Below are 9345 nucleotides of genomic sequence, written 5' to 3' on the forward strand. Positions count from 1 at the left end.
CCCCACCTCCCGGTGGGGCGGCCGCCGTGTCGTGGGCCCGCGGGCAGAACCCTAGAGGCCGTAACTCTTGCCGATGACGTCACGCTGGATCTCGCTCGTACCGCCGTACACGGTGGAGACGACGGCAGCCCGCAGATGGCGCTCCATGTCGTACTCGGTCGCGTAGCCGTAACCCCCCATCATCTGCATGCATTCGAGGGTGACCCGCTTGGCCGTCTCGGTGGCCTTCAGCTTCGCCATGGACGCCTCACGGGGGAAGAGCCGGTCCGGCTCGGCATCGCAGTCCAGTGCGACCTCGCGGACCAGCAGCCGGGTGCACTCGATCTCGGTCGCCAGATCGGCGATGCGGTGCCGCAGCGCCTGGAAGGATCCGACGGGACGGCCGAACTGCTCGCGCTCGCGCACGTAGGCGACCGCGTCGTCGAACGCGCGTCGGGCCAGGCCCAGCATGTTCGCGGCCAGGAAGAGACGTTCGTGGTTCAGGCCGGCCATCAGCTGCCGCCAGCCGTTGTCCACCTCGCCGACGACGGCGTCCGCGGGCAGCCGTACGCCGGTGAGGAACACGTCGTTGACCTCACGGCCGCCCATGGTCTCGATACCCCGGATCTCCACGCCCGGTGTGCCGGCCGGGACGTGAAACATCGTCAGCCCCTTGTGCTTCTCCCCGCCGGTCCGCGCCACGAGCAGGATGCTCTGCGCGAAGTGGGCATTGGAGATCCAGGTCTTCTGGCCGTCGACCAGCCAGCCGCCGTCCGGCTGCCGGACGGCGCGGCAGCGCAGCGCGCCCACGTCGGAGCCGGCCGCGGGCTCCGACATGGCGATGGCGGCGACGGCGCCGCGCACCGCGCCGCCGAGCACCTGCCGTTTCTGCTCCTCGGTGCCGTACTTCTCGTACGCCTTGGCGGTGATCACCGTGGTGATGAAGCCACCGGCCGGGATCATCCCGTACGAGGTCTCCTCCAGGAAGACGCAGGCATCGGCCAGTCCGCCGCCCGCGCCGCCGTACTCCTGCGGCAGGCACACCCCGAGCCAGCCGAGGTCCGCGAGCCTGCCGTACAGCTCGGGGTTGTGCGGTTCCCGGCCGCCGCCGGTCAGCGTGTCCCGCTGTTCCCGCGTCCCGCACTCACGCTTGGCGAAGTCGCGGACGGCCGCGACGAAATCAGACTGTTCCGGGGTGAGCCGACTGCTCATGAGGTCCTCCTGGCTTCAGCGAGTTACAAAGATATAGTGGATGTTTCAGAGTTTCTCGGGGGAGGATGTCCCGGTATCGTGAGGAGCACCATGAAGACATCAGCGAACGACTCCTTGCTCGCCCGGGCCATCGCCCGGCCGGAGACGGAGGAGAAGGTGGCGCGGCGGATCCTCGACGCCGCTCTGGAGCAGTTCACGACCTTCGGCCTGCGCCGTTCCTCGGTGGACGACGTCGCCAAACGGGCCGGGGTCTCGCGCGTCACGGTGTACCGCCGTTTCCAGAACAAGGACGGACTCGTCGAGGCATGCCTGCTGCGCGAGGGCAGCCGGTTCTTCCAGGAACTGGACTCCGCGGTCGCGGCACTGCCGACCATGGAGGAACGGGTCGTCGAAGGCTTCCTGGTGGCCCTGCGGTACACCAGGGCGCACCCGTTGTTCGGCGGGCTGCTGCGGCTGGAACCCGAGGTGGTCCTTCCCTATCTGACCGTTCAGGGCGGCCCCGCGCTCGCCGCCACCTGCGACTATCTGACGGCCCATCTGCGCCGGGCCCAGCAGGCGGAGGGGCGCCCCGACAGCGACCCCCGCCCCGTCGCCGAACTGATGGTCCGGGTCGCGGTCTCCTTCCTCCTCAACCCGTCGAGCTGCATCGAAATGGACGACGAGGATCAGGCCCGCGCCTTCGCCCGCAGATATCTGGCTCCCCTGCTCGGCGCGTGAGAGCGGACGCCGGGCCCCACGGCGGGGCCCGGCCCGGCACGTCCCGAGCGCCGCCGGATCCCTTCAGCGCCGCCGAGCCCTTCAGCGCCGCCGGTGCAGCTGCCGCGCGGCCGCCACGGCACGGGCCCTCGCCGTGGCGGATGCGGTGAAGGACGTCAGGTCGACCGGTGGGGCGAAGCGCCGCACCGTGACCGACTGGGGGGCGGCGAAGGCACGCAGTCCGTCCGCACCGTGGATGCGGCCGAAGCCGGAGTCGCCCGAGCCGCCGAAGGGCAGGGCGGGTACGGCGGCGAAGCCGAGCACGGAGTTCACGGAGACGGCACCGGCGCGCAGACGGGACGCCACCGCGGCGGCGGCACGCCGGTCGCGGGAGAAGACCGCGGCGCCCAGCGCGTAGCGCGAGGCGTTGGCGAGGCGCACCGCCTCGTCGAGGTCGGCGACCGCGTTGACCGCGACGGTCGGCCCGAACGTCTCCTCGGCCATCGACGCCGACTCCTCCGGTACGCCGACCAGGACGACCGGCGCCACGTACGACCCGGACACCGACTCGACGCCGCCCAGCGCGGCCCGTGCCCCGGCCGCCAGTGCCTCGTTGACATGCCGCTCCACCACGGCGGTCTGACCCGGCATCGTCATCGGCCCGTAGGACGCGTCGGGGCCCGGGCCGGGACGGAGCGCACGGGCCCGCTCCACCACCCTGTCGCACAGCGCGGCGTGCACTTCCCTCACGGCGTAGACGCGTTCGACGCCGGCGCAGGTCTGGCCGGCGTTCCCCATGGCGCCCCACACGATCGCGTCGGCCGCGGCGTCGAGGTCGGCGTCGGCGGCGACGATCACGGCGTCCTTGCCCCCGCACTCGGCGAGGAACGGGGTGAGTGTCTCGGCGCACACGGCCATCACCTTGCGCGCCGTGCCGGGAGAGCCGGTGAAGGCGACCTTGTCGACACCGGACCTGGCCAGTGCCTCGCCCGTCGCGGCGGCGCCGGTGACCGCGGTGAGCAGTCCGGCGTACTCGGGAACCGCCGCGTCGAAGAGCCGCGCGAGGAGCACGCCGGTGCCCGGGGTGTACTCGGAGGGTTTGAACACGACGCCGTTGCCGGCCGCGAGGGCGTAGCCGACGGAACCCATCGGGGTGTAGACCGGGTAGTTCCACGGCCCCAGCACACCGATGATACCGAGCGGACGGTAGGAGAGCGTGGCCCGCTGGTTTGCGGCGAGCAGCCCCGCACGGATCCGGCGCTCGCGCAGCACCCGGCCGGCGTTGCGCGCCGCCCAGGCCAGATGCTCCAGGGTGAGGACCACCTCCAGTTCGGCGTCCCCGCGCGGCTTGCCGGTCTCGGCGGCGACGGCGTCCGCGACCGTGTCCAAGGACGCCGCCAACTGCCGCTTCCAGCACAGCAGATGGCGGCGCCTTCCGGCCTCGGGAAGCGCTGCCCAGCGCACTTGGGCCTGTCGGGACCGTGTGACCGCTTCGGATATCCGCTCCGGCCCGTCGACTGGGTATTCGGCGATGACACGGCCGGTCGCGGGGGCGTACGAGGCGAAGGAGGCGGCGGGGAGGGGTGTTTCCGTGCCGGTCATGGACGCTCCTGGGGTCGGTGTTCCTGGCGCGCATCCGCCTCCGGCAGAGGGGCGAGCTGCCTGCTCTGTGCCCAGTGCGGGCCGAGGTCGTCGAGCGTCCAGCCGAAGGGGTAGCTGCGCGGCCTGGGCCGGTGCGGCCACCAGCCGGGACGGGGTGGGAGGCGGCGCACCAGCACGGCCCGGGCACGCAGGGCGCGATGGGCGGTCGTACGGACCCAGCGGGGCTGCGGGGCGAAGCCGAGGGCCTTGAGGAGCGGTTCGTCGAGGACCGCCAGCGAGGCCCGTGCCACGACGGGCCGCAGCGCCTGCGGATACCAGTCGGTGACGACCCGCATGGTGGCCGCCGCCACGCGCCGGTTGGCCGGGTCGTAGGCGAACATCTCCTCCTCGTAGGCGTCGTGCAGGTGCTCGAAGCCCGCGTAGTCGGTGGGCAGGCCGGTGATGCCCATCATTTCGCCCATGCGGCGTCCGACCAGCGCCAGGCTCTCGGTCTCCTGCCAGGACAGCCGCCGCCAGCCGTACCGGTCGATCCACCGTTTCGGACCGACCACCGTGGTGGCCAGTACATACAGGTAGTCCTCGTTCGGTATGCGGTACCGGCCGTGGATGCGGTTGAGATGCCGGGCGGTCGCACGCCCGTGGTCGGAGTCCATGCCCTCGCGGACCATCTCGTACGCGATCAGCACCGTGTCGTCGTACCGCTTCTGCCCGGCGCGCTCGAACTCCTGCGTGCGGTCGAGGAGCCGGGAGATGCGTGGTACGCCGTAGTCGCGCAGGAAGGCGATCGAGACGCCCTGGAGGTAGTCCCAGGGGAACTCGTACTGGGTGATCCACCAGAAGATCCGCTCGTAGTCCTTCTGCGGGTCCATCTGCCGGATGCGGTGGAGCCGGCTGTAGCGGCCCATGGGTGTGTCTCCTATCGGCGGTGACTGCTCACGCTCAGCTCGGAGAAGTTGACGGTCTCGGCGTCGACCAGCACCTGACCCGCCTCCACGGCGGTGACGGACAGCCTGGGCAGCTGTACGGCGATGGGCAGGTTCGCCGGGACGATGTCGGCTCCGATGCAGATGCGCGGCGTGCTGACGTTGAGGACGGGGATGGTGATGGAGCCGGTGAGCCGGGTGACGTAGATGTCGACCTGGGGGATGTCGAGGTCCACGTCGATGGTCTGCACCTGGCTGCCGGTCTCGACGCGGAACCTGTAGTTGTCCGCGACCAGCCGGTCGGCGTGTACCCAAAGGACTTTCATCCGGTGGCCGTCCACCGTGCTCAGGTAGGTTGCGCCGTGGATGATGGCGCCGTACGCGGTCAGGCTGTCGGCGCCGACCTCGGGGTGACCGGGGCTGATGGGATACGTGGCCCGGGGCCGTCCGGGCTGGTCCCCGATCACGATGGGTGGCCACAGCGCGGTCAGGTCGTCGGGGTCCTCGGCGATCTCGCCGGGCTCTGCCTCCCCGGGGTCCTCCCCAGGGTTGGGCAGTCCGCCGGTGTCGATGCCCGTCAGGCACGGGAGGGTCACCCGGGCGCCCTTGGCGGCGTCCTCCTTCTTCTCCTTCTTCTCCTTCTCCTCCTTGTCCGCCTCCTCGTCGTTCTCGTCGCCCGGTTTCGCGCTGTCCTCGGGGGTCATGGTCGGCGAGGGGGGCCCGGGGGTACCCGTCGCGCCGGCGGAGCCCGTGGGCGCGGATGCCGGGGCCTCCATCTCCCTGCCCGGCGATGTCGGGGCGGGCGTCGGCGCCGGGTCCCACGGCCGGGTGAGCGTGGGCCAGGGGAAGGGGGAGACGCCGGAGCCGGGCGCCGCCGCGCCGTACGGTGACGGGGCGGCGGCGGAGCCGGCGGCCGGAAGGCCGGCCGCCAGCACGGTGGCACTCACGACGAAGAGGACCGTGCCCCGCGCACGCCCGCGGCGGCGGCCCGGGCGGGGTCGGTCCTCACGGGCTTTTGGGACACCACCCTCCCGCCCGCCGGCCCCGAGCGACACCGTGTGCGGGGGTTTTGCGTCCGTGCCGGTTCCGGGCGTGGGGCCGTCGTCCGCGGGCGCAGGGGCGGGCATCCAGCCGAAGGCCATCGAGGAGCCGATGAGACCGGCCAGCATGCCGATGCCGAAGCCGCCCAGGTTGGTCGTCGCCATCGACGTCAGCGACGCGATCGCGGTGACCACGGAGACGAACAGCCGTTGATCGGGCTTGAAGAGGAAGAACAGTCCGCCCGCGGTCAGGACGAGGCCGATGCCGACCGCCGACATCGCGCCGACCCCGACCTTGATCATCAGTGGGAGCGGGGCGAGCGGGATGGCGACCATCTCCACACCGCCTCCGATGACCCACATCGCGGCCCAGAACGGGCGCCGCCTGCGCCAGGAGCGCAGGGCACGCCGCAGCCGGGGTGCGGGCAGGAGCCGGTCGAGCCAGTCGCCGAACTCACGGGCGAGTTCCGACAGGAAGCCGAAAACGAAGCCGAGCATGACTGCGTCCGCCTCTCGTCGCGGTCAGAAGCACTGCTTGCCGCTGCGGCTGAACTCGATCTCCAGCTTCTCGAGCGTCAAGGTCCCGCCGTTCGCGGAGTAGGCGGTGCTCTTGAGGTCGTGGGCGACGGCGGTGCTCGCCTGGACGCCGAACGTGCCCTTGGGGCCGGTCACTCCCGGGGCGCCGGTCAGTGTGGCGGCGTCCCGGCCGGCCTGCACCCCCGTGACCCTGCCGCCCGCGCCGGTGAGCGCGTCCGCGTTGACGACCAGGTTGCTTCCTTCGAGGGGCTTGTCCGCACCCGATCGCACCAGCATCGTGATGTCGCCGATCACCGGCACCTTCTGCTTGAGGGACACACACGTCGGAGACCGTGCCGTTCTTGACACCGGCGAGGAGCACGGGTTTGGCCCCGCTCGCGGAGTCGCCGATGGAGGAGGGGAACGAGGACAGGCCCTCTGCGGTGACCTCGGAGGCCGCGACCTTGAACGCGGCGCCGGAGACGGCGAACGAGGCGGCGAGCGCCCCCTGGGCCAGGGCGATGCCCAGGGCGCCCACGGCCATGGTGCAGGGGACGAACATCACGGCGCTGCGCTTCCAGTGGGTGCGGCCCTCGCCCGGCGCGATCGTCCGGGTCTGCGGGTCTCTGTCCTTCATGAGGAGCCCTTCCTGGATGGGTTGTGGGGGCGGATCGTGGGGGCGCGTCGAGCGGGTGAGTCAAAGATACGAAAACTATTGACTTGTTTCACGGGCCACGTCAATACTCCGGATACAACGGAGAAACGGAGGCGTCATGACCGCCCTGCCGCACATGTCCGCCGAGTCGAATCCCCACCAGGCAAAGGGAGTTGACGCACCCTCGGAAGTCAGGGCACCACGCAGGGGCGGAATGGCCTGGCGCTGCTTCGGCGACACCCGCTCCACACTCCTCGCCCCCCAGCTGCTGCTGCTCCAGGTCTCGCACCCCGTCGTCGGGGCGGGCGTCGCGGACCACAGCAACTTCCGCGCCGAGCCCTGGCCCCGGCTGATCCGCACCCTGCTCTCGCTGAGCACCGTGATCTACGGCGGCCGGCGGGCCGCCACCGCCGAGGCCCGGCGCCTGATACACGTGCATGCCCCCATGAAGGGGACCGACTCGGCCGGCCGCCGCTACCACGCCCTCAACCCCGAGGCGTACCACTGGGTGCACGCGACCCTCGTCAAGGGCCCCGTCGACGCGCAGCGCCTCTTCGGCAAGGGCCTCGACGAGGCCCAGCTCGAGGAGTACTACCGCGAGATGCGGGACGTCGGACGGGTATGGGGCCTGGGGGACCACCATCTGCCCCCGGACTGGCCCTCCTTCTGCGCCTACTACGACGACAAGGTCGAGAACCGGCTGGAGTACAACCGGTCCGTCCAGGACGTCGTCGACGAACTCGCCCACCCCGCCAAACCGTTCCGGTGGATACCGGGACCGCTCTGGCGGCCGTTCGCCCGTGTCGCCGCGCACTACGCCCTGCTGGTCACCGTCGGCACCCTGCCGCCTCCTCTGCGCGACCGCCTCCGTCTCACCTGGAGCGCGCGGCAGGAACGGTCCCTGCGGCGCTTCGCACGATTCGTACGGCTGCTGATGACGCTCGTACCACCGCCGCTGCGCATCACCGTCTCCCTCGCCATCGCGTACTGGGCCACCCACCGCCCCGGCACCGAACCCACCGCGCGGCACCCCCTGGGAGCGTGGTGACATGACGGCCCGCACCACACCCACCCCGCTCGCACCCGGGTCGATCCTCTGGGACATCGCAGGCGACATACGCCTGCTGCTGTCACTGCCCGCCGCCGTGGTCCTCCAGGTCGCCCACCCCGCGGTCGGCGCGGGCGTCGACGAGCACTCGGTCTTCCGCACCGATCCGTGGGGACGCGCCGAACGCTCCCTCGACTCACTGCAGTTGTGGGTCTACGGCGGCGAGCGCGCGATCGAGGAGGGCCGCCGGCTCCGCACCCTGCACAAGACCATCAGCGGAACCGACACCCGCGGCCGCGCCTACCACGCCCTCACACCCGCGTACTACGCCTGGGTGCACGCCACCGCCTACCCGGTCTTCCTCCGTGCCGCCCGCTACCTGTCCCGCCCCCTGACCGCCGACGACGAGCGACAGCTGTACGACGAACTCCTCCAGCTCGGCCGCATCCTCGGCATTCACGAACGCGACATGCCGAAGACCCCGGAGGAGTACTGGCCCTACTTCGACACCATGGTCCGCGAGGAGCTCGACAAGACCGCCGTCGTCGAGGAACTCCTCGACCCCCGCAGGCCCGTACCACCGCCGGACGGCTCGCCCCCACCCCTGCGCCTGCTGTGGCCGCTGATCCGCCCGGCGCTCGCCCGCCTGCACGTCCTCTTCACCGTCGGCCTGCTCCCTCCCGCCGCACGCGAGCACCTGGGCCTGCCCTGGACCCCCAGGGGCGAACGCCGGTTGCGCCGCCTCGGCGCCGTCGTGCGCACCCTCGTCCCCCTGCTCCCCGAACGTTTCCGCTTTCTGCCCACCGCCCGCGCCGCCCGACGTGCCGCACGCGGATGACTCCGAACGCCGCCGGTCCGGTTTGGCCGGAGAAGAAGCGGTGACTGGAACTCCGGTACGGATACGTTCGCGCAGCCTGCCGGAGTTTGGCGTTCGCCGTTCCCGCGGAGCCGACCCGCGCGACGGGCAGGTCCGCCCACCGCGGGAACTGGGCGCGGAGCAGCCCGCGCACCAGGGACTCGTCGATGGAGACACCGTCGGCAGGCGGTTTGCCGGCGACCACGGGAACCCTTCGTACGGGAGCGGGGGAGTCGGTACCGCGACCGGTACCGGTGCCGGTCCGATGGAAGCCGCCGGGGCCGCGGGGCGTCAACTCATATACGCGGAAGCGGCCGGCCACCTTCCGCACGTCATCGGGGCCGGCCCCAGCAGCCGCAGACGGGTTCGGTCCGGCCCGCCTCGATGTCGCGGAGCGCCCACGGCGCGACAGCGACGTGGCGCGGGCCCGGAGGGTCGGCCGACGGGCCTGCTCAGTGGCGCAGGGCGTTCAGCGCCTGGTCGAGGGACACCTCGAGGTAGCGCATGCTGTCCGTGGCCTGGAGCATCGCGGCGCCCCCCGTGACCGCTGTCAGCACACTGATGGCCGCCTGCTCGGGGTCGGTGTCCGGAGCGATCTCCCCGGACTGCGCGAGTGCCCTGACGCCTTCGGCGAGGTGGGACTGCCAGGCGTCGGTCATGGTGGTGACGATGTCCTGGACCGCCGGGTTGGCCCGGCACGGTGCTCGACGTCGACGGCGGCCGTGCCGCTGCCGCCGTCGTCGCGGCCTGAGCCGAGGGGCGACCGGCCGGGTGCGTTCGACGAGTCCGGCCGCCTCCGGGCGGCCGGGGACGGGGGA

Annotated in this window: 9 protein-coding genes; 3 read left to right on the plus strand and 6 right to left on the minus strand. The window is 71.7% G+C overall.

The genetic code is table 11. From position 1 onward, the window contains the following. Positions 1-51: 51 nt before the first annotated feature. Positions 52-1191: an acyl-CoA dehydrogenase family protein gene (locus tag GUY61_RS29660; protein WP_166633329.1), complete on the minus strand. Its 1140-nt coding sequence runs from the start codon at positions 1189-1191 to the stop codon at positions 52-54. Positions 1192-1281: 90 nt separating this feature from the next. Between GUY61_RS29660 and GUY61_RS29665 the strand changes: the two genes are divergently transcribed. After that, positions 1282-1908, plus strand: a complete 627-nt coding sequence (locus GUY61_RS29665) for a TetR/AcrR family transcriptional regulator (RefSeq protein WP_166633330.1) — start codon at positions 1282-1284, stop codon at positions 1906-1908. An 81-nt stretch (positions 1909-1989) separates the two neighbouring features. Here GUY61_RS29665 and GUY61_RS29670 read toward each other — a convergent pair whose 3' ends face one another. From GUY61_RS29670 to GUY61_RS40655, 4 genes are read right to left on the minus strand one after another with little or no spacing between them, the layout of a single operon-like run. Continuing rightward, positions 1990-3489 carry an aldehyde dehydrogenase family protein gene (locus tag GUY61_RS29670; protein WP_166633331.1) on the minus strand — a complete coding sequence of 500 codons (1500 nt, stop codon included), beginning with the start codon at positions 3487-3489 and terminating at the stop codon, positions 1990-1992. Continuing rightward, the gene (locus GUY61_RS29675; RefSeq protein WP_166633332.1) at positions 3486-4394 is read right to left on the minus strand and encodes an oxygenase MpaB family protein; all 909 of its coding nucleotides are present in this window, start codon (positions 4392-4394) and stop codon (positions 3486-3488) included. The genes GUY61_RS29670 and GUY61_RS29675 overlap by 4 nt, the downstream gene beginning before the upstream one ends. A gap of 11 nt (positions 4395-4405) precedes the next feature. Further along, positions 4406-5950, minus strand: a complete 1545-nt coding sequence (locus GUY61_RS29680) for a DUF6114 domain-containing protein (protein ID WP_166633333.1) — start codon at positions 5948-5950, stop codon at positions 4406-4408. A 24-nt stretch (positions 5951-5974) separates the two neighbouring features. Next, positions 5975-6307: a DUF6230 family protein gene (locus tag GUY61_RS40655; protein ID WP_313896936.1), complete on the minus strand. Its 333-nt coding sequence runs from the start codon at positions 6305-6307 to the stop codon at positions 5975-5977. Between the two features lie 434 nt (positions 6308-6741). On the opposite strand from GUY61_RS40655, the gene GUY61_RS29690 reads away from it, so the two are divergent. Together GUY61_RS29690 and GUY61_RS29695 are read left to right on the plus strand one after the other, a co-directional pair. Next, positions 6742-7671 (plus strand): oxygenase MpaB family protein, encoded by a 930-nt coding sequence (locus tag GUY61_RS29690; RefSeq protein WP_243766850.1) that lies wholly within the window; start codon positions 6742-6744, stop codon positions 7669-7671. 1 nt (position 7672) lies between these two features. After that, on the plus strand, positions 7673-8509 hold the full coding sequence (locus tag GUY61_RS29695; protein ID WP_166633334.1) for an oxygenase MpaB family protein: 837 nt from the start codon (positions 7673-7675) through the stop codon (positions 8507-8509). Between the two features lie 470 nt (positions 8510-8979). On the opposite strand, the gene GUY61_RS39340 is transcribed toward GUY61_RS29695, so the two are convergent. Beyond that, positions 8980-9345: TetR family transcriptional regulator C-terminal domain-containing protein (locus GUY61_RS39340; protein WP_398957372.1), on the minus strand; the 366-nt coding region annotated here is incomplete at its 5' end.

The organism is Streptomyces sp. GC420, assembly GCF_009916105.1.
Lineage (GTDB): Bacteria > Actinomycetota > Actinomycetes > Streptomycetales > Streptomycetaceae > Streptomyces.

Coding starts and splice junctions, on each gene's coding strand:
- GUY61_RS29660 (WP_166633329.1), bottom strand. CDS start 1,191: ATGAGCAGTCGGCTCACCCCGGAACAGTCTGATTTCGTCGCGGCCGTC.
- GUY61_RS29665 (WP_166633330.1), top strand. CDS start 1,282: ATGAAGACATCAGCGAACGACTCCTTGCTCGCCCGGGCCATCGCCCGG.
- GUY61_RS29670 (WP_166633331.1), bottom strand. CDS start 3,489: ATGACCGGCACGGAAACACCCCTCCCCGCCGCCTCCTTCGCCTCGTAC.
- GUY61_RS29675 (WP_166633332.1), bottom strand. CDS start 4,394: ATGGGCCGCTACAGCCGGCTCCACCGCATCCGGCAGATGGACCCGCAG.
- GUY61_RS29680 (WP_166633333.1), bottom strand. CDS start 5,950: ATGCTCGGCTTCGTTTTCGGCTTCCTGTCGGAACTCGCCCGTGAGTTC.
- GUY61_RS29690 (WP_243766850.1), top strand. CDS start 6,742: ATGACCGCCCTGCCGCACATGTCCGCCGAGTCGAATCCCCACCAGGCA.
- GUY61_RS29695 (WP_166633334.1), top strand. CDS start 7,673: ATGACGGCCCGCACCACACCCACCCCGCTCGCACCCGGGTCGATCCTC.